Source organism: Thalassotalea sp. Y01 (genome assembly GCF_012932945.1).
GTDB lineage: Bacteria > Pseudomonadota > Gammaproteobacteria > Enterobacterales > Alteromonadaceae > Thalassotalea_A.
In genome coordinates, this window is the sequence record NZ_JABBXG010000001.1 from 604667 (window position 1) to 631463 (window position 26797).

General features: G+C 42.5%; 26 protein-coding genes. 14 read left to right on the forward strand and 12 right to left on the reverse strand.

Annotated features, from left to right (window positions below):
* Window positions 1-294 (forward strand): hypothetical protein, encoded by a 294-nt coding sequence (locus HII16_RS02465; RefSeq protein ID WP_169127160.1) that lies wholly within the window; start codon window positions 1-3, stop codon window positions 292-294.
* A gap of 140 nt (window positions 295-434) precedes the next feature.
* Window positions 435-689, forward strand: coding sequence for a PGPGW domain-containing protein (locus tag HII16_RS02470; RefSeq protein WP_135438022.1), 255 nt, complete (start codon window positions 435-437; stop codon window positions 687-689).
* Window positions 690-781: 92 nt separating this feature from the next.
* On the opposite strand, the gene HII16_RS02475 is transcribed toward HII16_RS02470, so the two are convergent.
* Together HII16_RS02475 and HII16_RS02480 are read right to left on the reverse strand one after the other, a co-directional pair.
* Entirely contained in the window at window positions 782-1504 is a 723-nt protein-coding gene (locus HII16_RS02475; protein WP_169127162.1) for a DUF3581 family protein, read from the reverse strand.
* Between the two features lie 96 nt (window positions 1505-1600).
* Window positions 1601-1852, reverse strand: coding sequence for a GIY-YIG nuclease family protein (locus tag HII16_RS02480; protein ID WP_135440407.1), 252 nt, complete (start codon window positions 1850-1852; stop codon window positions 1601-1603).
* Window positions 1853-1942: 90 nt separating this feature from the next.
* Here HII16_RS02480 and arfB point away from each other — a divergent pair, with 90 nt between their 5' ends.
* Both arfB and HII16_RS02490 read left to right on the forward strand, forming a co-directional pair.
* Entirely contained in the window at window positions 1943-2362 is a 420-nt protein-coding gene (arfB, locus tag HII16_RS02485; protein WP_135438024.1) for an alternative ribosome rescue aminoacyl-tRNA hydrolase ArfB, read from the forward strand.
* 20 nt (window positions 2363-2382) lie between these two features.
* Entirely contained in the window at window positions 2383-3210 is an 828-nt protein-coding gene (locus HII16_RS02490) for a DUF2797 domain-containing protein (RefSeq protein WP_169127164.1), read from the forward strand.
* A 16-nt stretch (window positions 3211-3226) separates the two neighbouring features.
* On the opposite strand, the gene HII16_RS02495 is transcribed toward HII16_RS02490, so the two are convergent.
* From HII16_RS02495 to HII16_RS02505, 3 genes are all read right to left on the reverse strand, one after another.
* Complete coding sequence (locus tag HII16_RS02495) at window positions 3227-4300, reverse strand: ABC transporter ATP-binding protein (RefSeq protein WP_169127166.1); 1074 nt, start codon at window positions 4298-4300, stop codon at window positions 3227-3229.
* Window positions 4301-4320: 20 nt separating this feature from the next.
* Window positions 4321-5916, reverse strand: a complete 1596-nt coding sequence (locus tag HII16_RS02500) for an iron ABC transporter permease (RefSeq protein WP_348981376.1) — start codon at window positions 5914-5916, stop codon at window positions 4321-4323.
* 102 nt (window positions 5917-6018) lie between these two features.
* A complete protein-coding gene (locus HII16_RS02505) occupies window positions 6019-7038 on the reverse strand; it encodes a Fe(3+) ABC transporter substrate-binding protein (RefSeq protein ID WP_169127287.1) in 1020 nt (339 codons plus the stop codon).
* Between the two features lie 240 nt (window positions 7039-7278).
* Here HII16_RS02505 and HII16_RS02510 point away from each other — a divergent pair, with 240 nt between their 5' ends.
* The 3 genes from HII16_RS02510 (at window position 7279) to HII16_RS02520 (ending at window position 11173) form a co-directional block, all read left to right on the forward strand.
* On the forward strand, window positions 7279-9120 hold the full coding sequence (locus HII16_RS02510) for a DUF885 domain-containing protein (RefSeq protein WP_169127170.1): 1842 nt from the start codon (window positions 7279-7281) through the stop codon (window positions 9118-9120).
* Window positions 9121-9272: 152 nt separating this feature from the next.
* Window positions 9273-9671 carry a hypothetical protein gene (locus HII16_RS02515; RefSeq protein ID WP_211183366.1) on the forward strand — a complete coding sequence of 133 codons (399 nt, stop codon included), beginning with the start codon at window positions 9273-9275 and terminating at the stop codon, window positions 9669-9671.
* A 161-nt stretch (window positions 9672-9832) separates the two neighbouring features.
* On the forward strand, window positions 9833-11173 hold the full coding sequence (locus HII16_RS02520; RefSeq protein ID WP_169127172.1) for a hypothetical protein: 1341 nt from the start codon (window positions 9833-9835) through the stop codon (window positions 11171-11173).
* 90 nt (window positions 11174-11263) lie between these two features.
* Here the strand turns inward: HII16_RS02520 and HII16_RS02525 are convergent, their stop codons facing one another.
* A complete protein-coding gene (locus HII16_RS02525) occupies window positions 11264-11686 on the reverse strand; it encodes a DUF3010 family protein (RefSeq protein WP_169127173.1) in 423 nt (140 codons plus the stop codon).
* Between the two features lie 124 nt (window positions 11687-11810).
* Between HII16_RS02525 and HII16_RS02530 the strand changes: the two genes are divergently transcribed.
* On the forward strand, window positions 11811-13625 hold the full coding sequence (locus tag HII16_RS02530) for a DUF885 domain-containing protein (RefSeq protein ID WP_169127174.1): 1815 nt from the start codon (window positions 11811-11813) through the stop codon (window positions 13623-13625).
* 73 nt (window positions 13626-13698) lie between these two features.
* Here HII16_RS02530 and HII16_RS02535 read toward each other — a convergent pair whose 3' ends face one another.
* On the reverse strand, window positions 13699-14085 hold the full coding sequence (locus HII16_RS02535; RefSeq protein WP_169127175.1) for a molecular chaperone DnaJ: 387 nt from the start codon (window positions 14083-14085) through the stop codon (window positions 13699-13701).
* A 217-nt stretch (window positions 14086-14302) separates the two neighbouring features.
* Here HII16_RS02535 and HII16_RS02540 point away from each other — a divergent pair, with 217 nt between their 5' ends.
* The 4 genes from HII16_RS02540 to HII16_RS02555 are packed head-to-tail and all read left to right on the forward strand — an operon-like array spanning window position 14303 to window position 17935.
* A complete protein-coding gene (locus tag HII16_RS02540) occupies window positions 14303-15526 on the forward strand; it encodes a threonine/serine exporter family protein (protein ID WP_169127176.1) in 1224 nt (407 codons plus the stop codon).
* A 7-nt stretch (window positions 15527-15533) separates the two neighbouring features.
* Window positions 15534-16307 (forward strand): NRDE family protein, encoded by a 774-nt coding sequence (locus HII16_RS02545; RefSeq protein WP_169127177.1) that lies wholly within the window; start codon window positions 15534-15536, stop codon window positions 16305-16307.
* A 31-nt stretch (window positions 16308-16338) separates the two neighbouring features.
* Window positions 16339-17091: an SDR family oxidoreductase gene (locus tag HII16_RS02550; RefSeq protein ID WP_169127178.1), complete on the forward strand. Its 753-nt coding sequence runs from the start codon at window positions 16339-16341 to the stop codon at window positions 17089-17091.
* A 1-nt stretch (window position 17092) separates the two neighbouring features.
* Window positions 17093-17935: an amidohydrolase family protein gene (locus HII16_RS02555; protein WP_169127180.1), complete on the forward strand. Its 843-nt coding sequence runs from the start codon at window positions 17093-17095 to the stop codon at window positions 17933-17935.
* A 2-nt stretch (window positions 17936-17937) separates the two neighbouring features.
* Here HII16_RS02555 and HII16_RS02560 read toward each other — a convergent pair whose 3' ends face one another.
* Window positions 17938-19113 (reverse strand): mandelate racemase/muconate lactonizing enzyme family protein, encoded by a 1176-nt coding sequence (locus HII16_RS02560; protein WP_169127182.1) that lies wholly within the window; start codon window positions 19111-19113, stop codon window positions 17938-17940.
* A 31-nt stretch (window positions 19114-19144) separates the two neighbouring features.
* The gene (locus HII16_RS02565) at window positions 19145-19912 is read right to left on the reverse strand and encodes a class II aldolase/adducin family protein (protein WP_169127184.1); all 768 of its coding nucleotides are present in this window, start codon (window positions 19910-19912) and stop codon (window positions 19145-19147) included.
* Between the two features lie 219 nt (window positions 19913-20131).
* Between HII16_RS02565 and HII16_RS02570 the strand changes: the two genes are divergently transcribed.
* Window positions 20132-20998, forward strand: a complete 867-nt coding sequence (locus HII16_RS02570; RefSeq protein WP_211183367.1) for a L,D-transpeptidase family protein — start codon at window positions 20132-20134, stop codon at window positions 20996-20998.
* Between the two features lie 132 nt (window positions 20999-21130).
* Here HII16_RS02570 and HII16_RS02575 read toward each other — a convergent pair whose 3' ends face one another.
* Together HII16_RS02575 and HII16_RS02580 are read right to left on the reverse strand one after the other, a co-directional pair.
* A complete protein-coding gene (locus HII16_RS02575) occupies window positions 21131-21415 on the reverse strand; it encodes an Lpp/OprI family alanine-zipper lipoprotein (protein WP_135438040.1) in 285 nt (94 codons plus the stop codon).
* A gap of 120 nt (window positions 21416-21535) precedes the next feature.
* On the reverse strand, window positions 21536-22024 hold the full coding sequence (locus tag HII16_RS02580; protein WP_169127188.1) for a winged helix-turn-helix transcriptional regulator: 489 nt from the start codon (window positions 22022-22024) through the stop codon (window positions 21536-21538).
* 134 nt (window positions 22025-22158) lie between these two features.
* On the opposite strand from HII16_RS02580, the gene putA reads away from it, so the two are divergent.
* Window positions 22159-25953, forward strand: a complete 3795-nt coding sequence (putA, locus tag HII16_RS02585) for a bifunctional proline dehydrogenase/L-glutamate gamma-semialdehyde dehydrogenase PutA (RefSeq protein ID WP_169127190.1) — start codon at window positions 22159-22161, stop codon at window positions 25951-25953.
* Between the two features lie 76 nt (window positions 25954-26029).
* Here putA and HII16_RS02590 read toward each other — a convergent pair whose 3' ends face one another.
* Complete coding sequence (locus HII16_RS02590) at window positions 26030-26788, reverse strand: DUF4097 family beta strand repeat-containing protein (protein ID WP_135438043.1); 759 nt, start codon at window positions 26786-26788, stop codon at window positions 26030-26032.
* Between the last annotated feature and the right edge of the window lie 9 nt (window positions 26789-26797).

The window sequence follows — 26797 nt, forward strand, 5'->3', positions numbered from 1 at the left end:
ATGAAACATACTCTACAATTGGCGTTTATTCGCGCCCTACTACTGCCCCTCTCAATGTTATTATTTTCAGCGAACAGCTATGCGTTTAGTAAACAACAATGCCAATATTTTGACAATAAACTCGATCAAGTGCGCAGTAAATTACGCTATGGCTATGGCCCAAAAGAAGGCGAACGACTGAAATATCAAGAAAAACAAATTAAGCGTGTTTGGTGGCTATGTATCAACAACAAACTTGATAACAAACAGTTAAAACAATGGAAGAAAAAAGTGAACAGGATGACTAAATCTTAGTTAAATTCACTAAACCCATGCTCAAAAAAGTGCTAGAAAAATCATAAACCACTGTTTTTAATAATATTAATTTTATGGCACGGCCATTGCTTTGTATTAAGCAATAATGGTTATGATTAAATATTCAAGTGGAGAGAATCATGGAAACGCTTAAATTGCATGCCAAAACAGTGCTAGGTGCAATATGTTTGTTTATCGGTATTCTATTTATCGTCCTGCCTGGTCCGGCAATTTTATTTATCCCATTAGGGCTTGTGCTATTAAGCGCTCAGTTCCCAGTGGCAAAAGTGTATTTACGAAAATATCAACGTTATAGCAGAAAAGCCGCCAATAAAACGGATGATATGATCAAAGCGGGCAGATACCACTGGCGTAATCGTAAAATGCGAGCATAAAAAAGCCCGCGATGATATTAGACGGGCTTTATCTAAATAATTTGCTTTAGACGTGTTCAATAAAGCGGTGTTAAATCCGCTTTGTTGTGTGTCTACACTTTAGCGACTTTATAGTCGGCTTTCATTTGCTGATAATCTTCACAGATTTGGTCGATAACACCTTGGTCATATTCACGTAAACCGCTTAATACCATGTATTTTACACCGTCGCCAACGACTTCATCACCACTAAGCAAGTCAAACTTCAACTTAGCCTGACCACGCTTACCATCAACATTAAGAACCGTTTGCTCGGCGTCAAATCGCAATGAAATATCTTTCATATCAACGCGTTTCAGGTTTATTTCCATGCTTTCATACATGATCATTGGTCGTGTTGGGTTGATCATCACGTTATTACGCTTCATCAGGTCGTTTAATATCTCAGGGAAGGTGTGACCTGAAAAGCCAACATAAGAGCGGATTAATGACTCAATCAAGGTTTCACACGAGTTATAATCACCGTTAGCGCTCACCTTGAGGTATTCCTTACCATTATCGTCCACCACTTTAGCGGCATCAACGTGTTGTTGTGGGAATGTCAGTTCGATACCATCGGTAACCATGCCACAAAAATCAAAATGCATGTGCTGGCTTAAGCCTGACTTGTGCAAAATAATTGCAAACAATAAATCGCCTGGTACGCAAAAACGCTTGGCATCTAGGTTGTGAATTGGATTGAAATCATCAGCTACTTGTTTGGCAAAATCGCTCGCTTGTTGACGAGTAAAACTAACTTTCTGATTTTGTTCACTATAAAATTGCTCTATAAACATTTTTGACTTAACTTACCTTGTCTTGAGATTTACGCGGGCGCTAGTTTACCAATCTTCGCCGCACTATTCATGAACTTATCAACATATAAGACCAGTTTAGCCGATCAACGCTAATTTTTGTTTGCGCGTTAATTTTTTTATCGCCGCCTCTCTTTTACTGGCGCTAGAACGACATTGACACGTTTCATGATAAACCACGCTAACTGGCAGACGCACTCGAGTGTATTTAGCGCCAAGCTTACCACCTTGATTATGCTCTTTTACTCGGCGCTCGAGATCGGTAGTGATGCCAGCATATAAGCTATCATCAGCGCACTTGAGTATATAGACGTACCATGGTTGATTCATAAGTTGATGTTTTTCTGGGATTGCACACTCAGGCAGGTTAATATCATTAGTGTTTATATGCAATCACTCGCATAACAGCAATGGTAATTTATGGCAGATATCCGAATAACCCCTCGACTGATTATTAAAGAAGAAGAAATCGAATTACAGGCGATAAGAGCGCAAGGCGCCGGTGGTCAAAACGTCAATAAAGTATCGTCTGCGATCCATTTGCGTTTTGATGTCAAAAACGCCAGCATCAGCGACTATTACAAAGAAAAAATCCTTGCCTTAAAAGACAGTCGCATTAACAAAGATGGGGTGATAATCATTAAGGCACAAAGCCACCGCACTCAGGAAAAAAATCGTCAAGATGCGATAGAACGCTTGCGGGAAATGATCACCCCTGTCACCATAGTAACGAAAGTGCGTAAAGCGACTAAGCCGAGCAAATCCTCACAACGCAAGCGCATGGATAAAAAAACCCAACGCGGTCAGATAAAATCTAATCGTGGCAAAATACGAATTTAAGCTGAATAAACACAACGATTATGACAAATAGCCTAACCGGTCACTTACGTAAGATGACCAGCAAACTCGAAGACGGTCTAGCCCATTATCAACTGCCAGTTGGTGAACAATCGATTGATATGAATGAGCTGATTGGCAAACATTTATCACTGACATTTACCGGCAATATCAATTGTCAGGAATGTGGCAAAAAAACCAAGAAAAGTTACTCGCAAGGTTTTTGTTATCCCTGCATGATCAAACTAGCTAAGTGTGACATGTGCATCATGAAGCCTGAAACCTGTCATTTTGCCCAAGGTACCTGTCGTGAACCAGACTGGGCAGAACAACATTGCATGGTGCCGCATTACGTATACTTAGCCAATACCACAGCCATAAAAGTCGGTATTACCCGACATACGCAAATACCAACACGTTGGATAGATCAAGGGGCTAATCAGGCGTTACCAATTTTCAAAGTGAACACTCGCTTACAGTCTGGCCTTGTTGAAATAGCCCTTGCAGAATTTATCAGCGACAAAACTAATTGGCGTAATATGCTTAAAGGCAAAGCCGATCCTATCGATTTGCAAGAGCGAGCCAAACTATTGATTCCGCAAATCGAAGAAAAGCTTGCCGGTATCAAGTTGGAGTTTGGTGAAGATGCGGTAACTTTATTAGATGAAGAGATGGTCGAAATTGATTTTCCTGTACTGGAATACCCAACCAAGATTTCATCATTTAACTTTGATAAGAACCCAGAAGTGAGTGGCACTTTAATGGGTATTAAAGGTCAGTATTTATATTTCGATAGCGGCGTAATTAATATTCGAAAATTCACCTCATACGAGGTAACCGCCAGCTTTTAAAGCGACGCGAGTCAGCTTAACTGGCTTTAAACATCACCACAGGTTGTGGCGTCAATCTCACCTGAACCTTGCTACCTACCGATACCGGTAGGTGGCCTGGAATCCAAACATCAAGCAAGTTTTGCTCTAACAATGCCTGAGCTCGAAAGCCATCGTCATGAAATTGCAGTTGCAATATTTCCGCGCAATCAGGCTGCTCATCATCTGCCATCTTGATATCAAATTGATGCGGACGAATAAACACCTCAACCGCCTGCTTGTCATTCAATGACACGCCTAAACTATCAAATTGCTGTTGATCAATAGCAACATCACCAAGAATACAGCGCACCGTACCATTGCCAAGATAGGTACCAGACAAAGCCGTTCCTTGACCGAGAAAGTCCGCGACGAATCGATTTTGCGGATTTCGATACAAGTGTTGCGGTTGGCCTTTTTGCATAATACGACCTTCATTTAACAAGGCCATGGTATCGGCTAAGGCAAACGCTTCGTCTTTAGCATGGGTCACGAATATGGCGGCAATGCCGCTGCGTTTTAATATTTCCCGAATGTCTTTGATAAGCGGCATTCGTAGCTGAGAATCAATATTTGAGAACGGCTCGTCCAGTAATAACACTTTAGGCTTACGCGCCAAGGCTCTGGCAATTGCGACCCTCTGTTGCTGACCACCGGACAATTGATGTGGGTAACGTTGTTCAAGTCCTTCAAGATCAACCAAAGTCAGCAGTTCTTTGATTATACGCTGCTGCTCTTTTTTATCTAACTCGCTGATACCAAAACAAATATTGTCTTTAACTGACAAATGCGGAAACAATGCATAGTCCTGGAAAATCATCCCTAAACCACGTTTGTCGGCACTGATATTAATATTATTTTCATGATCAAGTAAGGTTTGCTCATTTAAGGTTATTGACCCCTGCTCGGTTTCAATCAATCCAGCAACCGCTTTCAGCAAGGTGGTTTTTCCGCAACCACTCGGGCCAAGTAAACACAAGATTTCGCCTTGCTTTAATTCGATCGATAAGCCTTCTAAAACCGAGGTTTTATGATAATGGCAACTTAACTGATTAACGGTCAATAAACTCATAATAGGTAAAGCGTTACTCTTTAATGTTGATAGCGTTCCATGCTGCGATTGAGCAATATAATTGGCAATAACCCGGCAATAACGATTGAAATGGCCGCCATCGAGGCTAATTCCAGTTGTTCATCAGAGACATACTGAAAGACATACGTTGCCAAGGTATCGTAATTAAACGGTCTTAACAATAAGGCTGCCGGTAATTCTTTCATTGACTCAATAAATACTAACAACGCCGCGGTAAACGCACCACGTTTTAGTAATGGAAAGTGTACTCTCACCATGGTGATATAACGATTTCGCCCCAAGGTAAACGAGGCCTGATCAAGACTTGGCGGCATACGTTCATAACTTGACTCTACAGAACCAATAGCAACGGCGATAAAACGAATCACGTAAGCAAAAATTATCGCAAAAATAGTGCCGGTAAAAATGAGCCCTATCGGCTTTTGTCCAAGCGACACCAGATAGTCGTTAAGCGAGTGATCCATTATCGTCAGCGGTATCAATACCGCTATGGCTAACACGGTACCCGGCATAGCATAGCCACTGCTGGCAAAACGCATTGGCATTACACCAGCTAAACGTTGATTAAACCGTTTGCCAATCACCACCACCAACGCCAATACCACGCAAATAAAGGCAACAATCAAAGATAAGCTCAAGCTATTAAAGCCAAACTGAAAGAAATCGCTATTTAGTGCTTGCTCTTGGTAGGTAAATGCCATCTTGGCAAGGTATATAACCGGTAACAAAAATGCCAATACCAGCACCAGTAAACAAGCGGAAAAAGCTAACCAGTTTCGATAACCTGTTAAGCGTTTATTTTGTGCTTGTTTTGCAGTTTGATAGCTGCGTTGTTTATTACGGCTAAAGCGTTCGAGAGAAATAAACAAAAACACCATCAGCAGCATCAACACCGATATTTTACTCGCGGCCGTCAAACTGCCATAACTTAGCCAGGTGTCGTATACCGCGGTGGTCAAGGTATTCACCGCAAAATAGCTCACCGCAGCAAAGTCAGCCAAGGTTTCCATCGCCACCAGTGATGCAGCAATGGCAATCGCCGGTCTGGCAAGCGGTAAAGACACTTGCCAAAATACCGTTATTGGCGATTTACCTAGCATGGTCGCGGCATGAGTTAATGATTGCGACTGCTCTTTAAACGCTGTCTTAACAATTAAATACACATAAGGGAATAGCACAAACGACAACACCACAGCGGCGCCAAATAACGATCGTATTTCAAAAAACCAATAATCTTGTTTTGTTTGCCATGCAAATACATCACGTAAAACACGTTGTACCGGACCGGCATACTCTAACCAATCAGTATATATATACGCCATCACATACGAAGGCATTGCCAAAGGTAACAACAGACCCCAATTGAAAAACTGGGAACCAGTAAAAGAATAGTTGGCGAGTAAAAACGCCAATGGCACACCAATCAGCAAACAAAAAACGATGACCAGTAAGATCAAAGAAACCGTATTGATGACATAATCAAGCAATACGGTATCAAACAGATGAGAGAAGACTTCGGTATCAGGTAGTAATGACTGAGCTATCAATGCCAGCAACGGCAAAACCAGAATTGCCGCTGTTGTATAACTAGCCACCGACCAGGGTGAGTACCATTTAGGAGTGAGCAAAATAAACTCTGTTCATCGTAAAAATTAAAGGCGCAATTATACCTCTAATCTTTGCGCCTTGTCGTACTTTTAAAGATCAAACTTCAATTGATCCAATAATTTAATTGCGGTTTTGCGATGTTTAGATATCTCTGACAATGCGATAGTGTCTTCTTTAAACTCGCCCCAACTGGCAACAATCTCAGATGGTTTTACCTGCGGATTTACCGGGTATTCCATATTCACTGACGCATAAGATTGTTGGGCAACTTCAGATGACAAGAATTCCATCAATTTAACTGCAGCGTCTTTATTCGGTGCGTATTTGGTCATGGCGATACCACTGACATTTACGTGAGCACCACGATCGCCTTGATTAGGGAACAAGATATTGACCGCATCGGCCCACACTTTTTGTTCTGGAATAGACTGCATAACACCAAAGTAATAGCTATTCCCCAGAGCTAAATCACACTCACCTTCTTTCACAGCACGAACTTGCGCACGGTCATTACCTTGTGGCTTGCGTGCTAAGTTAGCTTTTAAACCTTCTAACCAAGTTTTCGTTTGTGCTTCACCATGGTGTGCAATCATTGAGGCAATAAGGGCAATGTTATATGGGTGCTTAGAGCTGCGCATACAGATTTTGCCTTTGTACTCAGGTGCGGCTAGAGCTTCATAGCTGATACCGGTAAGTTCACCCATACGCTCTTTTGAGGCATAGACATTACGTACGCGTTTGGTTAATGCATACCAATGTTGATCAACATCACGAAACTGGCTTGGAATGTTTTTATTTAATACATCACTGTTAACCGGTTGGCTTAAGCCTGCTGATGTCATTTCCATAAGGCGAGAAAAGTCAGAGCTAAGCAATACATCAGCTGGACTGTATTGGCCTTCTTTTTTCAATTTTTCAACCAAACCTTTTTTGGCAAACACAACATTGGTTTTGATGCCCGTTTGTTCGGTAAACTTGCTTAAAATAGGTTCAATTAGAAACGATTGACGATAGGAGTATATATTAACTTCTTCAGCGTTGGCGCTGGCAAAGATTGAACCAGCCATCAGGGTTAGCACCGCGGCCGATGTCGATTTAATCCACTTCATTTTTGTTAACATGCTCTGACCTTGTATTAATTTTTTTGTTTAAGTCTATTTATTGCTCTGATAATAGAAGAGCAAAAGCTAAATAGCAATAATTCTCATTTGCATTATACTGATCCAGATCAAGAATAAAACGTTTTTCAAAAAATAATCACTATTTAGCCACACTCACTGAAAAAAATTTTCAGATGGTTTACCCTGTTAGGCGAAATTTTAACAATCCGTAAATTACAGGTAGTGACTATGAAACCTTTGGTAAAATCAACCATCGCCGCCTCGCTTGTTGCAGTACTTGCAGCATGTGGTCAACAAGAAACGCCTAAGCCGGCAACAACAGATGCCGCAGCGCAACAACAAAGCCAAACAGACGCCGTCCGCCAGGTATCTGCCGCTGAACAAGTAAATCAATTATTTGAAGATTACTTTAACGACAGTTTAGCGTTAAGCCCTTTGTACGCGGTGTATGTCGGTGAATACCAATATAATGACCAATTTAACCCGCCGATTTCTGAGCAAAGCCTAGCCGCGGGCAAAGCGCTAGAACAGAAATACTTGGACAAACTGCGGGCTATCGATAAAAGCAAGCTGCAAGGTCAAGACCTACTTAGCTTTGAAATCTTTGAGCGTGACCGCGAACTGAATATTAAAGGTTACCAGTTTAATGGTTACATGATGCCACTAAACCAAATGTACGGTATCCACAATACATTCGCCGCGCTTGGTTCAGGAGAAAGTGCTCAACCATTTAATACCGTAAAAGACTATCAAGACTTTCTAAAACGTGCTGAAGGTTTTGTGGTTTACATGGACAGCGCCATAGCAGCGATGCGCAAGGGTATGGAAAACGATATGGTGTTACCAAAAGCCATTGTTGCCAAAGTCCTACCACAAATGCAGGCTCACATGGTTGAAGCCGCCAGTGATAGCGTATTTTGGGGCCCGATTAATAAATTACAAGATAAAGACTTCAGTGACGAACAAAAGCAACAATTAAGCAGTGCCTATCAGGCGATGATTGAAAACGATCTGGTAGCAGTATTTACTCGATTTGCAGAATTTTTAGAAAATGAATATGCGCCAGTGGCTCGAGATAGCGTTGGCTTATCAGCATTGCCAAATGGTAAAGCTTGGTATCAACATCAAATTGAAGTAAACACCACTTTACCTTTGACTGCTGAAGATATTCATCAATATGGACAAAAAGAAGTTGCCCGTATATTAGGTGAAATGACCAAAGTGAAAGAGACGGTTGGCTTTGAAGGTGATTTGCCAGCATTTTTCGACTTCCTACAAAATGATCCGCAGTTTTACTGGGAAACGGAACAAGAAGTCGTTGACGCTTATGTCAATGTAAAAGCAAAAATAGATGCTCGCTTGCCGCAGCTATTCGATGTTTTCCCAAAAGCTGATTACGTTGTTAAGCCCGTAGAAGCGTTCCGTGCCGCATCAAGCGCCGGTGCCAGCTATCAGGCGCCAGCACCGGATGGTTCGCGCCCTGGTGTGTTTTATATCAACACCTATAACTTAAAAGCGCAGCCAAAGTTCTTGTTAGAAACCCTGAGCATTCATGAAGCGTCACCGGGACATCACTTTCAAATCACCATTCAACAAGAAGTTGAAGGCCTACCTAAATTCAGAAAATTTGGTGGTTACACGGTATTTGCTGAAGGTTGGGCTCTTTATGCTGAAAGTTTAGGTAAAGAGATGGGGATGTTCAGTGACCCATACCAATGGTATGGCCGTTTAGTGGATGAACAATTGCGTGCTATGCGTTTGGTTGTCGATACTGGCTTGCACGCCTTTGGTTGGAGCCGCGAACAGGCGATCCAATTTATGGCCGACAATTCATCTATGGCTTTATCTGATATAACCGCTGAAGTAGAACGTTATATCTCGATACCAGGTCAAGCTCTGGCTTATAAAACCGGTCAAAGAGCAATTCGTGATATGCGTAATAAAGCGCAAGCGGATCTTGGTGATAAATTTGATGTACGCAAATTTCATACCCAAGTTTTGATTGATGGCGCTTTGCCAATGCCTGTTTTGGCCAACAAAATTGATGCATGGGTAGCCACGCAAAAGTAGTCTGCAAATCCGACTCTGCAATGCCCTAAAACAAAAACGGTTACCTCAGGTAACCGTTTTTTTGTAGTCAATGCCACAGCAGCCGCATTCATCTATGCGCAAATATCTACTATATTTGATATATCTAAACTAACAAATGAAAAGTGAAGATTATGACGCGATTAATCGTTATGGCGCTGTGTTGCGCCCTATTTTATGGCTGTGGTACATCGGATAGTGAATTACGTCAGGCTGGCTATGACCAATCATACGTACAAGGATTCCATGATGGCCGACACAGTGGCTTGCAAGAAGCTGGTAATAATTATGAAAGCTATATTCGCGATGAAGAAAAGTTCAATAGCGATGATTCATACAAGCAAGGCTGGCTAGCAGGAGAAGCCGAAGGCAAAAAACTGCAAGCACAAGCAACCTCTATTGGTGAGGGCGTTGCCGGCGCATATTCAAGCGAAAAAATAAAACAAGCAAGCAAGGACAGCACCGATCCAGAGAAGGCTGCCAAAGAAGTAATCGACAAGGCTGATAAAGAAGAATTGAAAAAGCTCAAGTAATGTAAATCATGTTGTTAACAAAAAATTTCGATTTTATTGTTCCTTCCTATATGGCTGCAAGGTAAGATAGTTTGTAACGTACAAAAATGCGCTAAATAACTGGGCTATCGACTATTTCTTCGCCCAGAAATGACAATAATAATCGATATTACGGATAACACATGTCGAAAAAATTTTCTTTTTCTGTATTAGCTTCGTCTATTTTGTTGATGTCTTGTGGTGGCGGTGGCGGCTCCAAAGATATCGAAAATAAACCTTTACCCGTGCCGGTAACCTTTAATTTGCAAGCCAAAGTCATTAATGATTGTGGCAGCGAAAGTCCATTTACCAATGTAGAGTTGATCCTGCAAGATGAAAATTGGCAGGTGATTAGCCGACACGATCCCGACGCACAAGGTGCCTTTGCTGTAGACGTGATTAACCAACGTATCAATTACACCTTGGTTGCCAACTATCAACAAGGTGATGATGATGAAGGCATTGAAGCGGTAAGCTTTCATCAAGTCGACGCGGATGTTGCTGCCACCTATTACGCAACCCATGCCGGCCAAACCACTAACGAAAATTGTCAATGCAATAGCCAAGATTTAACCTTAAATCACCCGCGTATCGATGCCCTAACACAAGCCAACAGCAGCGCCGAATTTGCAGATATTGAGGTTATCAGTGGTACCAGTACCATATTTAAAGATGTTAAAGTTTGTCGTGACAGTTCACAACCTTGGGCGACTCACTCATTTACCGTGCAAGGTAGCGACAACAACGGTAACTTGGTGGCGTTAGGCGGATTTGGCACAGGCTTAGAAGACGTCAATGCCTTTGAATCAGCCGCTATGATTCAAATATCATCCAGTAATCCAGAGCTATACACAGATCAGGTGTTTAATGGGGTTCGTCACTTTGCCATCACCGTCGAAGAAGATGCCGGTGAAGTACTGATTTTTGACAACCATGAATACAGTGCGGAGTCGGTTTACTCAGGTAACGCACAGATTGTATTTGATGATACATCGTCTATTTTCGGTAACGTCAGCGTTTATTCAGAACATAGTATTTATTCCGATAACTACAACGATGCATTGGACTTAAAGCCAAGTAAAAGTGAGCCCGATATCGATCTTGATCGCTTAACTGAAATTCAAGACGATGGTTTATACGATTACGGTTCAGTGAATAACCATGAAATGGCGGTATTTACCTTTGTGTATCGCGCGAAAGATCCGCAAACAGAGCTAGATATGCCAGCTAGATGGAAAATCTATGCACCAATTGCAGGTGCCCTACCGATTATTGATGGCCTACCAGGATATCAAGATATCATAGGCACTGATACCAGTATTAAAGGTACTTTCGTCGACTTGATTCGAAGTTATGATAGCGGTGATTATGACGACTATGTCGACTACTACGCCACTGGCAAAGATGCCTTAGAAGAGCAACATGTTAATGATAGTTTTGCCTCGGAGCGACACTTTTATCATATCGGCATCGAGCTAAAATAAGCTCACGGCAATCCTACAAATGTAAAAGAGAATGTAAAAAAGGTCCCTTATATAGGGACCTTTTTAAGGTTTAAGTAAGCAACAGTGTTACTAAGGATTAAACGATGTGAAGGCTGTCTCGAACGCTGCTTGCTGATATTGCTTTAGACCAGTATCTCTAAAATCAATACTCACCTGTGATTTCTTTAATTTTTCATTAATTACGTTAGCACGCACCAGATCAACACGCAGATCATCAATCAACTGGATCGCCGCTTCAATTTTAAAGCCCTGTGAACCACCTGCAAACTTACCTTTAGTCGCGCGCTCTTTGATAACCACTGCATCAATCTTGTAATCTTCTACCAACTTGGCAAAGGTAAACTGAAACTTGCGAATATTTTCGGCATCGGTTCCTTTTTGTAAACTGATTTTTGGTACACGCATATAAGGGATATCGTATAAATTATTCTCAAGTGCCACCAAACAGATAATGGCATCATCGCCTTTTATTTCTACGCCACAAACTCGCATTTTAACTCCTAAACATTTGTATTGGCGTTATTATAATGCAATCTGATTCAGTTGTTCATATTGATTTGCCAGTATTTTATTGGCAAGGTAGGAACACTAAAACCAACTCAATGGGTCGATTACCATGAAAAAACACATACTCGCCAGCGCCATCATTATGGCTGTAACCGCTTGTTCACCTGCTGATGAGCAAAAAAAGCCGCAAGCAACAGCTGAAGCACAAGTCAGCGAAGCTGCGCCAAAAGACAGCCAAGCCAAGCAAGATTTGAATCCGCAGTTTAGTCGTTTTTCTGAAGACTTAATTGAAAAGTTGTGGGAGCTTAACCCAGGTTACGCAGTTTATGTCGGTTACTACAAATACGATGACAAAATGACGGTTCCAAGTGAAGACATATTAAAAAGTGAAATTGCCGTCGCGAAAGAAAAATTAGCACAATTATTGGCAATGGATGTCAACCAGCTAAACGATAGTAACGCCAGTGATTACTACATACTGAAAAACCACTTAGAATCTCAAATCTTTACCTTTGAAGAGCTGAAAAGCTATCAATGGGACCCATCCAACTACAATGTAGCCGGTGTTTTTGGCGTGATTCTTAACACCGATTACAAACCGATGGAGGAGCGTTTACGCACCATTTACCGTCGCATGCAAAACGTACCTGCGTTTTATCAAGCGGCAAAAGACAACCTAATGAATCCAACCATTACTCATACCGAATTAGCAATTCAGCAAAACCAAGGTGCCGCGGCTCTGTTTAACAACTCCATTTTGCAAGCGGTTACCGACTCAGGATTATCTGAGCAGGAAAAGGCTGATTTCAATGCGCGTCTTGCTGAATCTACCGCGGCGATAAACGATTATATTGACTTTTTAAGCAATAAACTTGAAGAGATGAAGACCTCCGGCAATGCCCGTGATTTTCGTATCGGTGAAGACTTATATGAGAAGAAATTTAAATTTGATATTTACTCAGGCTTAACCGCAAAACAACTTTACCAAAAAGCGCTAGCGGAAAAAGAGCGAGTTCATGGTGAGGTCATTAAGCTGACTGAAGAGTTATGGCCAAAATATTTTGCCGAGCAAGCAATGCCAGAAGACAAGTTGGTCGCCGTGAAACAACTGATTGATCACTTATCCGTAAAACACGTTAAGCGCGACGATTTTGTTGACGCAATCAAGGCGCAAATCCCAGAGCTTGAACAGTTTGTCATGGAAAAAGGCCTGATTGAAATGGATGCCGACAAGCCGTTGGTGGTGCGTGAAACTCCGGCTTACATGCGTGGTTTTGCTGGTGCATCAATCAGTGCGCCAGGGCCATATGACAGTGGTGCTAACACCTACTATAACGTTACCCCATTGGATAACTTTAATGATGAGCAGGCGGAGAGTTACTTACGCGAATACAATCATTGGATCTTGCAGATACTGAACATTCACGAAGCGGTACCGGGTCATTACACCCAATTGGTACACAGTAATAAATCAAAATCTTTGGTTAAATCGATCTTTGGTAATGGCGCCATGGTCGAAGGCTGGGCGGTTTACACAGAGCGCATGATGCTTGAAGAAGGCTACGGCAGTTTTGAGCCTGAACTTTGGTTGATGTACTACAAGTGGAACCTGCGTGTCATTATGAATTCTATCATTGATTACTCGATTCAAGTAAAAGGCATCGGTGAAGAAGAAGCATTGGACTTAATGATCAACCAAGCATTCCAACAAGAAGCGGAAGCTCGAGGTAAATGGCGTCGTGCGACATTGTCACAGGTACAATTAACCAGTTACTTTACCGGTTACTCTGAGATCTATGATTTACGTGAAGAGATGAAGCAAAAAATGGGCGACGACTTCAATTTAACCGAATTCCATAATAAATTTTTAAGTTATGGTAGCTCACCGGTACCTATCATTCGCCAAATGATGTTAGCCGATTAATCGATTGTTGCTAACCAATTCATTAAAAAGGGTCGCCATAAGCGACCCTTTTTAATGAATTTATTGCCGATATTTAGCCGGATAAATCGCCATCCATGACTTTATAAATATCATTATTTGAATTACGAATTTGTGTTTTCAGTTGTTCACAAGCTTGTTGCTCCGCCTGACATAAGGTTGACGAATTAATAAAGAAACGATTGCCATTTTCTATTAAGACCCTTTTGATCGCGCTCGGATGCGCCGCATGAGACTTTGGCGTAAATGACCAGAGTACAAAGTAATTATCTTCGGTGTAGTTGACCACGGTCCAACCGCTGTAGGTACGAAAGCTGGTACCTTGCTTTTCTTTTAATGATGACAAGGCGTCAGCAACGCTATCAAAACCAATTGAGTTGTTGGCAAAACAGATGGGAATGATACAGCTAAATAAAAGTGGAATGGTGATCAATTTTTTCAATTTTGTGTGCTCCTTGCAAATTGGTCAATAATCATACTATAGCTGTAATATAAAACACAGCAACTAATTAATAAAACTAACCAGCTCAACAACATATAAATTACCGAGCAATTTTTACCAGAACACAAAAAGCACCAAAAAAAGCTAACAGAGTTAGCAAATAGATAGTAAAATTAGCCTAATTCATTATTACTATTTGTTATACAGGGCTCCGTCATTGAAACCAGACTCGTTTACACAAAAACGTCACTTTATTATTACCTTAGGTAAAATGCTGCATAAGTTCGGTGCAACCGCTTATCGTCTGGAAAATCATCTCAAAAGTGTGTCTAAATTACTCGAAGTGCAGGCGTCTTTCGTTCTAACGCCAACATCAATGACCTTTGTTCTCTACAACCCTGAAGATCAGCAAGACTACAACTTTATTGTTCGTGTTAACCCTGGCGATATTGACTTGGCCGCATTGTCGCGCACCAATGATGTGGTTGAAGAGTTGGCTTCAGGACAACGAACCCTTAGCGAAGCCATTGAACGACTGCGCGAAATTGAAGAAAAGCCATCTCCCTATTCAACCATACTAACCTTTTTAGGTTTCGGTGCCTCAGGTGGTGCCTTTGCGTTGTTGATGCACACCTCTTGGAATGATGTGTTTTGGTCGACGATGTTAGGCTTTGTGGTGTTTTTATTGGTGCTGTGGTCACAACGTTCCAGCGGAATCGCCAATTCTCTAGAGCCGCTTTCCAGTATCGTTACCGCCATATTGGCGAGCGTTATTACCCTAATTGACCCCTCTATTAATGCACCGCTAGTGATACTGTCGAGTATCATTGTATTTATACCGGGCTTGTCATTGACCACAGGCTTAAGTGAGTTGGCAGAAAAAAACCTGATCTCGGGTACGGCAAAAATAATGGATGCCACCATGGTCATGTTCAAACTATATTTCGGGGCTATTTTGGGCCTAACCTTGGGCAACTTGTTATGGGGCACTGCAGATAAAATCGATGCTGTCATGGTGCCACAATGGAGTTCGTGGTTAGCAGTATTTATTTTGTCACTGTCTTTGGTGATTATCTTTAATGCACGTCCACGCCATGCCTTTTGGGGAATTTTAAGTGGCTTTATTGCCTATGCTGCTAGCCTCTGGGCTGGTAAATACCTAGGTTTCGCTTTAGGTGCCTTTGTCGGTGCTTTTGCCATTGGTATCTATTCAAACTTATTCGCGCGTTATATAAAAGCGCCAGCGACAGTGGTGATGCTGCAAGGCTTGGTCGTTTTGGTTCCGGGTTCAAAAGTTTATATCGGCCTTAATGCGATGATCACCGGTAGCCAGATTGTCAGCACCGAGCAAATTGGTTCACAAACCTTTTTAATATTTATGTCACTAGTCGCTGGGTTGATATTTGCCAATGTAGCGCTAAGACCGAAAAGTTCGTTGTAACTCACGTATGTGTATTTTATTCATTGCCATTGACCAACACCCAGATTATCCATTGATAATCGCTGCCAATCGCGATGAATTTCATGCTCGACCAACCCAAGCAGCGCACCATTGGCAGCAACCAGACGGAATAATCGCCGGCAAAGATTTACAACAAGGTGGCACTTGGCTTGGTTTAAACAAACAAGGACAGTTTGCTGCACTGACCAACATTCGCGCGCCCAAAGCCCATAGAGATGACGCGCTCTCTCGTGGTCACTTGGTAAGCCAAGCGTTAGTACAGCAAATAACGCCACAAAGGCTTGCTCAGAATCATCAACAATACAACCCATTTAACTTGATATATAGCGCCAATAACACACTGTATTGCTTTAATAGTATGACGGCACGTTCAAGTGCGTTAAATGCAGGATTTCATGCGGTTTGCAATGGCAAAATGGATGATGTTTGGCCCAAAATGGCGCGCGGTGAGCAAGCGCTAGAGGCTTTAGTAAAACAGGCTAAAGCCAAACAACAAGCTCCGGATTGCCAACAAATGTTGCGCTTATTACAAGATACACAACAAGCACCAGAACATTTACTGCCGGATACCGGCGTAGGTCTTGATTGGGAACGAATGCTGTCGAGTATTTTTATCACGTCCAGTGATTATGGTACCCGCTCCAGTGCGTTAGTATTAAAACACACATCCGGTAATATACGCTTTTTTGAGCAAACATATGATCGTCAGGGCAATATCAACGATCAACAACGATTTCACGTTAATGGTCAAGCCAGCTAACATCAGTACGGGTCAAAAGTGAGAAAGTACAATGAATAACGATAGCCTTCAACAACAAAACAAAGTATGCATTGTCACCGGCGGTTCGTCAGGTATCGGCCTTGCCATTTGCCAATCATTTATTGATGCAGGTTATATTGTCTACAACCTCGATATTAGCACGTCAAACACCGGCCATTTTATAGATTGCGATATGCGCGACAGTCAACAGGTTCATACCGCAATTGGCAACATCATCAATAGCCATGGCCGCGTTGATGTGCTGATATCAAATGCTGGAATGCATTACACAGCCAATATTGAAAACACATCAGAGCAAGCCTTTGAGCAGCTGTTTTCGCTCAATGTTAAAGGCGCTATCGCGGCAACACAAGCGGTGCTGCCGATGATGAAACAGCAACATAATGGTGCCATTGTTTATATCGCCTCAGACCAAGCCATTGTCGGTAAGCCATCGTCATTTGCGTATAATTTATCAAAACATGCCTTGGCCTCTCTGGCTAAAACCACGGCGCTGGATTACGCCAGCTTTAATATTCGCGCCAACGCCATTTGCCCTGGCACCATAGAAACCCCGTTGTATCACAAGGCTATTGATAACTACTGCCAAAGCAGTGGTGCCGATAAAAATAAGGTTCACGCCGAAGAAGCGGCACTGCAACCATTAAACCGTCTTGGTCAACCGCAAGAAGTTGCCGATTTCGCGCTATTTTTAGCATCCGAAAAAGCCAGCTTTATTACCGGTTCGCTGCAGGTCATCGATGGTGGTTACACCAGCAAATAATATGAATATTATTGACCCGCACCTGCACTTATTTGATTTACGCGCTGGTGACTATCACTGGCTTAATGCCGACCAGCCACCGCACTGGCCTGATAAATCAGTTATCCGTAAAAATTTTAGTGAAGATGATTTACAGCTGCCGGCGAGTATTAAGTTAACAGGGTTGGTGCATCTCGAAGCGGGTTTCGACAATAACCAACCAGAACGTGAAATTCAATGGTTGCAACAACATTTGCACAAGCCATTTAAAAGCATCGCCTTCGCTGATCTCAGCACGCAAAGTTTTGCTCAGCAGTGCCAGACGTTGCTAAATCAAGGCAGTGTTGTTGGCATTCGCCATATTCTTGGCGATCAGGCGCATGCCATTCTCGGACAAAACATTAGCCAGCAAAATTTGACGTATTTAGCACAACAAAACCTGCTCTTTGAATGTCAGGCGGCGCTGCATAATAAGCAAAACATTAACGCCTTGTTGCACGTTTTGTCCACAACCCCAAATTTACAGGTCGTTGTTAATCATTGTGGTTTACAGGAAAATCAGTTGACGCCAACAATGCATCAACATTTAAGGGCGTTAGCAAATACTGGCCAGGTTGCGATTAAATGCTCTGGCTGGGAAATGCGTGATCGCCGATGGCAAGATGCCGAGATGCAGCAGATCGTGTTGCAGTTGCTTGACATCTTTGGCGAACAACAAGTGATGCTCGCCAGTAACTTTCCATTGACCTTATTTTCGCGCAGTTATCAGCAACTATGGCAAAGCTATTTAACCATCCCCGTGTCGGAAACGACGATAAATGCGATTTGCCATGATAATGCTAAGCGAATATATCGCTTTGATTAAGTTTATTTCACTTCCATATGTGGTGAGCGATAGACGATTTTATCATTCAGCTCAATGCCTAATCCCGGTTCCTCTGAGACCTCAAAAAAGCCATTAACCGGTTGCGGATCCTGAACACACAATTCACGGTTCCAATCTTTTATGGCGTAGGTGTGATGTTCATGAATAAGAAAATTAGGGATCGCAGTTTCTAAGTGCAGCGATGCGGCCGTGGCAACAGGGCCGCCGCATACATGAGCCTGAATTCGAACATCGAATGTGTCCGCATAATCACAGACTTTTTTGGTTTCCGTGAAGCCACCTGACAAACCAATATCGGGTTGTAACACATCTATCGACATGTCTTGCATGTATGGTTTTATGCCCCAACGATTGTATAAGCGTTCACCGCCGGCAATCGGTACATTGACCTTATCCGCGACTTTACGATGCAAGTCCGGATTTAGGTAATTAACCGGCTCTTCAAAATACATACAACGAAACTCTTCAACTAACTCACCCAACTGGACCGCGCTAGTAACCCCCGGCAGCGAGTGGCATTCAAAGATAATATCAGCATCTTCACCAATAGCATCGCGAATCGCTTGCAAACGCGCACGGAACAGTTTCATTTCTTTATTAGTGAATAACTTGGTGCGATCAAAAAAGCAGGTGCCTTCAGCATCATACATAATCGGGTCGACCTTAACCGCGTCATAACCGTCGCCTATCGCTTTTTGTGCCGCCTTGCCATAATCTTCAGGTGCAAATAGTCGATTAACTTCGCTATCCCAATCAAACTGCAATTGTGACGCGTAGGTTCGCAATTTGTGGTTTACCTTGCCGCCGAGCAACTGATAAACAGGCACACCAAGTGCTTTCCCTTTGATATCCCAAAGCGCTGTATCGATGGCACTCATCGCCGCATAAATAACCGGTCCGCCTCCTAAGCCCCAAAAGCTTTCACGTAACATGCGAGTCCATAATGCTTCGGTTTGAAATGGGTCATGTCCGATTAGCATGGCCTCGGCGATCTCTTTGATCATATGTGCCGCGGCACTGTGGCCGAGATCGTAGGCTAGCCCTGCTTCACCGACGCCACTAATACCTTGATCGGTATGAATACGAATGAATACTGGGTTCCATACATCTCGTTTAGGGCACTCAATATCAAAAATTTCTACTCGATTAATTTTCATGTTTTAGGATATCCAAATAATAGTTGCGAGGTTATTTAGCAAAACCTGGATCAAGTCGGTAGGCTTTGCGCATCATTGCTGGCCAGGCTTTTTGACCACCGGTTTTACCGGAATGAACAATATTTGCCTGCTTATAAATATTATCAATAATGCGCTGTGGAATATTGATCAAGTCTTGCCCAGAGGCTTGTAACTGCAATTGAATCTCGCAGGCTCGATTAAGATCATAAAAGCGCATAAAAGCATCGGCGATAGACGGGCCCAAAGTTAAACCGCCATGATTACGCAGTAACATATGATTATTGTTATCAAGGTTTTGCTGTAATCGTTGCTTTTCCGACGGATTTACCGCTAACCCCTCATAATTATGGTAGCTTAGGCTTGGAAGTGAAAACATGGCGTATTGGCTAAGAGGTAGCAACCCTTGGCATTGTGATGCAACGGCGATTGTCGCTGGGGTATGCAAATGCAACACACATGCGGCATCATGGCGTACCTGGTGTATGGCACTGTGAATGGTAAAGCCTGCAGGATTAATCTGAAACTCACCACCATCAAGGATATTGCCGTCAATATCAATTTTAACCAGATTGGACGCCGTTACCTCATCAAAGGCAACACCAAAGGCATTGATCAAAAACTCCTCACTATCACCAATGCGGGCAGAAATATGGGTATAAATTAAATCATCCCAACCCATATCCGCGACCAATCGATAACAGGCGGCTAAATCTAGGCGCGTTTGCCACTCGATATCGCTGACTTTTGTTTGTAAATTGCGCTCGACTAATTTGTACACTTAATCGTCCTATATACCATGATTAAAAATGTTCTTTTTGCTCTTTATTAACAGCAATTTCCACTAAAACTTGGCAGCTTGCTTCTCAAAACTGGTAATCCAGAAAAGGCCAGAGTAAACTTACTTTATATTTAAATAACGACCTACGTCTATCGTATTTGGCATTAAGTTAGCACACAAATGAATAAAATCGCTTTTTGGTTCACAAAGGTATGCCTTTTGTTGACCTGCTTTACTAGCAACGCCCTTGAATTTAACTTACCACAAGACAAAAGTCGTTTGGTTGGTGAACTAACTTATTACACTGCCAAAAAAGGTGATTATTTTCAAAAACTGGCCGAACAGTTTAACGTTGGCTTCCTTGCTCTAATGGAAGCAAACCCAGGCGTCGACCCTTTACGCCCAGAGCCTGGCACCGAATTGCTTATTCCAACGCAAATGATTCTGCCTTATGGCAAACATGAGGGTATAGTCATCAACCTATCCGAATTGCGCTTGTACTTTTTTGATACTAAAAAACAAAAAGTTCATGTGTTTCCAGTAGGCATTGGCCGCATTGGTCATATGACACCAACTTTAATCGATAAAATTACCGAAAAACGGAAAAACCCAAATTGGTTTCCGACGGCGGACCATCGTGAAGAGTATTTAGAAAAGCACGGTAAAGAAATGCCTAAGATGATCCCTGCGGGGCCAGATAACCCTTTAGGCGATTACGCGATGCGCATAGGTACCAGTGCCTATTTAATTCATGGTACCAATCAAAGATTCGGTATTGGTATGCGCGCCAGCGCCGGTTGTATTCGTATGCATCCCGAAGATATTGAATGGTTATTTAAAAAATCAGCGTCAGGTACACGAGTAAAAATCATCAATACGCCGATTAAAATGACTTATATTGAGCCAGATACTCGTATTATTGAAATTCATAGCCCACTAACCGATAACGAAGGCAATATCCCGAGCTTATTGCCAATATCCAATGGCGTACAGCGCTTTATTGGCAATAATCCTGAAGATTTAGAGATATTGGAAGAATTGATTTTAGACCCTAACGGCCTGCCGGTTGAGATCAGATCAGAATAATCTGCGGTCTAAGCCACTATTGTCCCCATGATTGAGTGACAAGCTTAACTGACAATATAAACTGAACCCCATTTACTTACGGACAAAAAAATAGCCGGCTTAGCCGGCTATTTTATCTTTGTTTAAATCTGTTTATTTCTTGTATGAGCTTACGACGTTATCTACGCGCTCATTAGCTTTTTGCGCTTCAGCAGCGGCAGCAGCAGCCATTTCTTTTGCTTCTTGTACTTCAGCCATGGTTTTTGCATGATCAGCTTTTAGGCTTGCATGCTCACCAGAAAGAGCTTCCATCTGTGCAGCAAGACCGTCAATTTTCGCGTTCATATCACTGCTGTGGCTTTCTAATTCACTAGAGGTAACGCACCCTGTCAAAGCTAGGGTCAAAACCGCACCGGTTAGTGTCATTAACTTTTTCATTCTGTCGACTCCGATTTGATACTATTGTTAACAATGAGTTTACAACTCAAACCTGAGTATGGCATAAAATTTTAATATTGCATATTTTGTTTTATTATTTAGAGACTTGGAACAAATACGCTAGTTAATTGCCTTGCCTAAAACAGGTAACCCTAAGTCTTCTTTGACTTTTTCAATAACCACATAGGTATGGGTTTGACTTACCCCTGGCAATTCAACCACTTTACCTAACACCTCTCGATAGTTATCCATGTCGGTTACCCGCAATTTTACGAGGTAATCAAAACCACCAGCAACCATATGACATTCAGCCACTTCTTTAATATCGACAACGTTGTCGCGAAACTGGTTAAACACCTCTGCTTTTGTTCTATCTAGCGTTACCTGAATAAAGGCAGACATACCAAGTTCAAGCTTCTTGGCATCCAACACCGCGCCATAGCGTTTTATATAGCCTTCGCTTTCCAATCGTTTGACTCGATCTAGGCAAGGGCTTGGACTAAGGTTAATGTGCTTAGCCAAATCAACATTAGAAATGCGGCTATTTCGTTGCAAAGTATCAAGGATTGTTAAATCAATACGGTCAAGTGTTCTACTTTTGTAACTCATTCAGAATTTAATAGGGTTATTTTTTAATATCCCCCTATATTACACTAAATAAATTGAAATTTCATCAGCACATTCTGTGGTGAATCTGCGATTATTCGAAAAATTTCCAATTAATTATTATATAGGTTTGCAATATGCTTTTTAACGGAACCTTGACCACTGACGATCCAATTCGTCAACAAATTCGTGACCACTACCGAGCAAACGAAAATGACGTTCTTGACACGTTATTACCATTAGCCGAAATCGGCGCTAATGCCCGTTCACGAGTTTGGGAAAAAGCACGTCAACTTGTTGTCCAAATCCGTAAGGACCAAGTCGGTAAAGGCGGTGTAGATGCCTTATTAAATGAGTTTTCTTTGTCTACTGAAGAAGGCGTAGTACTTATGTGTCTTGCTGAAGCACTGCTGCGTGTTCCAGATAAAGAGACAGCCGATAGCTTGATTCGCGACAAACTTGCGGAAGGCGATTGGAGTTCACATATTGGTAACTCTGACTCAATTTTTGTTAATGCCTCATCATGGGGCTTGTTGCTAACCGGTAAGCTCGTTAACTATTCTGACGATAAGAAAAAACAACAATTTGGCCTATTGAAGAAAACGGTCGGTCGCTTAGGTGAGCCGGTGATTCGTAAAGCGGTAAGATACGCGATGCAAATCATGGGGACTCAATTTGTTATGGGTCGCAATATCGACGGCGCGGTTGACCGTGCGGTTAAAACCGAAGCCAAAGGTTATACCTATTCTTATGATATGTTAGGCGAAGGTGCGCGCACAATGAGTGATGCCGATCGTTATTTCGATAGCTATGTCACTGCTATTCACGCCATTGGTAAAGCCGCTAAAGGCCGAGGTCCGCAAAAAAGCCCTGGCATATCGATTAAACTTTCTGCCATTCACCCTCGCTATGAATTTACCCATCGTGAACGTGTTATAAGCGAATTGGTTCCACGTTTGAAAGAACTGGCGTTACTGGCCAAATCATACAATATCGGTTTTACCGTAGATGCCGAAGAAGCTGATCGTCTAGATATATCGTTAGATGTGATTGGCGCAGTATTCCTAGATAAAGATCTTGATGGTTGGGATGGTTTTGGTATTGCATTGCAAGCCTATCAAAAACGCGCTTTATACGTTGTTGATTGGGTGCGCGAGCAAACCTTAAAAGCACAACGTCAAATGATGGTACGTTTGGTAAAAGGCGCTTATTGGGACAGTGAAGTGAAAATCAGTCAAGTTGAAGGTTTTGAAGACTTCCCAGTATTCAGTCGCAAACCATCTACGGATGTGTCTTACCACGCTTGTGCTCAGCGTCTATTGTCATACCGCGACACGATCTACCCGCAATTCGCCACACATAACGCTTATACCGTTGCAACCATTTTAGAAATGGCTGGCGACAAGCACGGTTTTGAATTCCAGCGTCTACACGGTATGGGTGAGTCGTTATACGATCAAGTAGTCACTAGTGATCGTGTCGCTTGTCGAGTCTACGCGCCGGTTGGTGAGCATTCAGATCTGTTAGCTTACTTGGTTCGTCGTCTTCTTGAAAACGGCGCAAATAGCTCATTCGTGAATAACATCGTTGATGAAAACATTCCTGTTGAGTCACTATTGACCGATCCAGTGGAAGAAGTTCGCAGTTGGCAAAACAAGTACAACCCAATGATCCCTCAGTCAATTGAGCTTTATGGTGCAGAACGTGCCAACTCTAAAGGCATTGATTTAACCAATATCGATCAGATCACAGCAATGCGTGAACAGCTAAATACTTGGTTCGAACAAGCCAGTGATTGTGAGGTTGTTGATGATGCTCAACCGGTCACTAACCCTGCGAACCACGAACAAGTGATTGGTTACCTTAAACATGCTAGCGCTGACAAAATGCAAGACATTCTTGCGCAAGCTCAAGACGCATTCACTAGCTGGTCAAAAGTCGATGTGCAAGTTCGTGCCGACATTCTCTTGAAAACGGCAGACAAACTTGAAGAACACCGTGACGAGTTAATCGCCATGTGTATCAAAGAAGCCGGTAAAATTCCTGCTGACGGTGTTGCCGAAGTACGTGAAGCGGTCGATTTTTGTCGCTACTATGCTGCTCGCGCAACAGAAATGATGAGTGATGAGCGACTGCAATCTCGCGGTGTTGTGCTATGTATTAGCCCGTGGAACTTCCCGCTTGCTATTTTCCTTGGTCAAGTTGCAGCTGCCGTGGTTACCGGTAACACTGTGGTTGCCAAGCCAGCAGAGCAAACCAGTTTAATTGCCTTACGCACCATTGAATTGATGCATGAGGTTGGCCTACCTAAAGGTGTTGTCGTTCCAGTTATTGCTCGTGGTAGTCAAGTTGGTGCCAACATTGTACCTGACGGACGTATTCAAGCCATTATGTTTACTGGCTCAACTGAAACAGGTACTTGGATTTCACAAAAACTGGCTGAACGTAGCGGCGACCCAGTGCCTCTTATTGCCGAAACAGGTGGTCAAAACTGTATGATCGTTGACTCTACAGCCTTACCAGAGCAAGTGGTTGACGATGTTGTTACCTCAGGCTTCCAATCGGCAGGTCAACGTTGTTCGGCATTGCGCGTATTGTTTGTGCAAGACGAAATCGCCGACAAAGTCATCAAGATGATCACCGGTGCAATGCAAGAGTTGCATGTTGGTGATCCTGCATTGCTAAGCACCGATGTAGGTCCTGTTATTGATGAGAAAGCCTTTAACGCCCTACATAGCCACGTAGAATACTTAAAAGATAAAGCGACGTTGCATTATCAATGCGAGTTGCCAAATCTCGAACACGGTAACTACTTCTTTGCGCCTCGTTTATATGAAATCAGCGATCTATCGGTTCTAAAACAAGAAGTTTTCGGCCCATGTGTGCATGTTATCCGTTACAAAGCCCATGAACTGGAAAACGTTATTGATCAAATCAATGGTACCGGTTTTGGTTTAACCATGGGTATACATACGCGCATCGAAGAAAAAAGTGAATATTTAGCAAAACGCTCTCGTGCCGGCAATGTTTACGTAAACCGTAACATGATTGGTGCGGTCGTTGGTGTGCAACCATTTGGTGGTCGCGGACTATCAGGTACCGGTCCTAAAGCTGGTGGTCCTATGTACTTAACTCGTTTGGTTAAAGAAGCGTCATCTGCTGCGGAACATGTGCTGAGCGAAAGCGACAAAGCGCAACTTGAGAATCAATTTAATGATTACTCAACGTCAGCGTGGAAAATTGGTGCAAAATTGCAAAATGCCAAAAACGATGAATTAAAGTGGCGTGATACCGACGTTACCGTGCGTATCTCTGTTGGTCGACAAATATTGGCACAAATTGCAGCGAATAAACTATTTACCTCAGAACAGAGCGAAATAGAAAATGTTGTTGAAGCGGCACGCAAACAATTAACCATGATTGAAAAAGCGTTAAGTAAGCCGATTACGCTACCAGGTCCTACAGGTGAATCAAATAAACTGTACATGGAATCGCGCGGCGTACTTACTGTAATCCGTGATCAAGATACCAGTTTCGAATATTGGCTATTGTCTGTGGTCTCTGCTTTGGCTACCGGTAACAATGTTATCGCTATGGTTGAAGAACAATACCTTGAACAAGCGCAGCAATGCGAGAACGTATTCACTGAGTTGGGTCTTGTTACAGGTATATTCCAAGCGGTATCACTGAACCACTTGCCAACGGTATTGGAAAATCCACATTTGACCGGTGCAGTTATCGCTAGTAACTCTCGCCTAAAACAATTAGTGAGTGAGAAGCTTGCGGCTCGCAGTGGCGCGATATTACCTGTCATTACCGCACAAAGTAATGCCAACTTATTTGAGCGTTTGGTAACCGAAAAAACCGTTACCATAGATACCACAGCAGCGGGTGGTAATGCCTCGTTGATGACAATGGAAATCAGCGACTAAGCTTTGTTACAAACAGAAAAAGGGCTATGTGAAACATAGCCCTTTTTTATTTGCGCTTAGGTAAGCAACTGTAAATTTATTTTTTCAACAGTCGAATCGAACCGTTAACGCTTTCTAATTCGATATCACTTGAGCCATCGCCAATTTTGCCTTCTAAATCGGTGCCCCAATATTCGCCTTTAACGGATTTAATACCAAAATCGGTTTTTATTGAGCCATTGCCTGTACTGGCATCAACATTTGCGCCAAAGTTTTCTGGAAGGTACAAACGAATACCGCCGTTAACCGTTTCTACTTCAATATCCACATTCTTGGCATCATCGGCAAAGGTTAACTCAACGCCACCATTAACAGAATCCACTTCAACGTCAGCAGCCATTCCAGTTGCTTCTACCGAACCATTAACAATATCGACATTTAGTTCACCAGCAACGTTTTCTACCAATAATGACCCATTGACTAAATCTATTTCACGTAAATCAATGTTCTCTGGCACTTTTACGCTGTAATCAACACTGCCACTATTGCTATTGCGACCCCAGCCACCATCGCTTTCTTGGTATTCGGTCTCAACAATGATGCGATTGCCATTTTGTTTCATAATAACTTTAACGTTGTCCAGATCGTCTTGATCATCTGCGGTTATGTTAGCGGTGACTAATACCGCTTTTTCTGACCATGAAGTGATTTCAACATCGCCATTAACATTCTCCAGTAACAACTGACCTTTACCCGTTAAATCAAAGCGTTGCTCTTTGGTTTCATTGGCCGCAGCGATACTGCCAAACGACGCAAGTAACAAAGTAGGTAGGATTATTTTATTGATTGTTTTCATCTGATTTTT

Bases quoted from the DNA above. Each gene is read 5' to 3' on its own strand.
- HII16_RS02465 (WP_169127160.1), top strand. From the start codon at position 1: ATGAAACATACTCTACAATTGGCGTTTATTCGCGCCCTACTACTGCCC.
- HII16_RS02470 (WP_135438022.1), top strand. From the start codon at position 435: ATGGAAACGCTTAAATTGCATGCCAAAACAGTGCTAGGTGCAATATGT.
- HII16_RS02475 (WP_169127162.1), bottom strand. From the start codon at position 1,504: ATGTTTATAGAGCAATTTTATAGTGAACAAAATCAGAAAGTTAGTTTT.
- HII16_RS02480 (WP_135440407.1), bottom strand. From the start codon at position 1,852: ATGAATCAACCATGGTACGTCTATATACTCAAGTGCGCTGATGATAGC.
- arfB (WP_135438024.1), top strand. From the start codon at position 1,943: ATGGCAGATATCCGAATAACCCCTCGACTGATTATTAAAGAAGAAGAA.
- HII16_RS02490 (WP_169127164.1), top strand. From the start codon at position 2,383: ATGACAAATAGCCTAACCGGTCACTTACGTAAGATGACCAGCAAACTC.
- HII16_RS02495 (WP_169127166.1), bottom strand. From the start codon at position 4,300: ATGAGTTTATTGACCGTTAATCAGTTAAGTTGCCATTATCATAAAACC.
- HII16_RS02505 (WP_169127287.1), bottom strand. From the start codon at position 7,038: ATGAAGTGGATTAAATCGACATCGGCCGCGGTGCTAACCCTGATGGCT.
- HII16_RS02510 (WP_169127170.1), top strand. From the start codon at position 7,279: ATGAAACCTTTGGTAAAATCAACCATCGCCGCCTCGCTTGTTGCAGTA.
- HII16_RS02515 (WP_211183366.1), top strand. From the start codon at position 9,273: ATGACGCGATTAATCGTTATGGCGCTGTGTTGCGCCCTATTTTATGGC.
- HII16_RS02520 (WP_169127172.1), top strand. From the start codon at position 9,833: ATGTCGAAAAAATTTTCTTTTTCTGTATTAGCTTCGTCTATTTTGTTG.
- HII16_RS02525 (WP_169127173.1), bottom strand. From the start codon at position 11,686: ATGCGAGTTTGTGGCGTAGAAATAAAAGGCGATGATGCCATTATCTGT.
- HII16_RS02530 (WP_169127174.1), top strand. From the start codon at position 11,811: ATGAAAAAACACATACTCGCCAGCGCCATCATTATGGCTGTAACCGCT.
- HII16_RS02545 (WP_169127177.1), top strand. From the start codon at position 15,534: ATGTGTATTTTATTCATTGCCATTGACCAACACCCAGATTATCCATTG.
- HII16_RS02550 (WP_169127178.1), top strand. From the start codon at position 16,339: ATGAATAACGATAGCCTTCAACAACAAAACAAAGTATGCATTGTCACC.
- HII16_RS02555 (WP_169127180.1), top strand. From the start codon at position 17,093: ATGAATATTATTGACCCGCACCTGCACTTATTTGATTTACGCGCTGGT.
- HII16_RS02560 (WP_169127182.1), bottom strand. From the start codon at position 19,113: ATGAAAATTAATCGAGTAGAAATTTTTGATATTGAGTGCCCTAAACGA.
- HII16_RS02575 (WP_135438040.1), bottom strand. From the start codon at position 21,415: ATGAAAAAGTTAATGACACTAACCGGTGCGGTTTTGACCCTAGCTTTG.
- HII16_RS02580 (WP_169127188.1), bottom strand. From the start codon at position 22,024: ATGAGTTACAAAAGTAGAACACTTGACCGTATTGATTTAACAATCCTT.
- putA (WP_169127190.1), top strand. From the start codon at position 22,159: ATGCTTTTTAACGGAACCTTGACCACTGACGATCCAATTCGTCAACAA.
- HII16_RS02590 (WP_135438043.1), bottom strand. From the start codon at position 26,788: ATGAAAACAATCAATAAAATAATCCTACCTACTTTGTTACTTGCGTCG.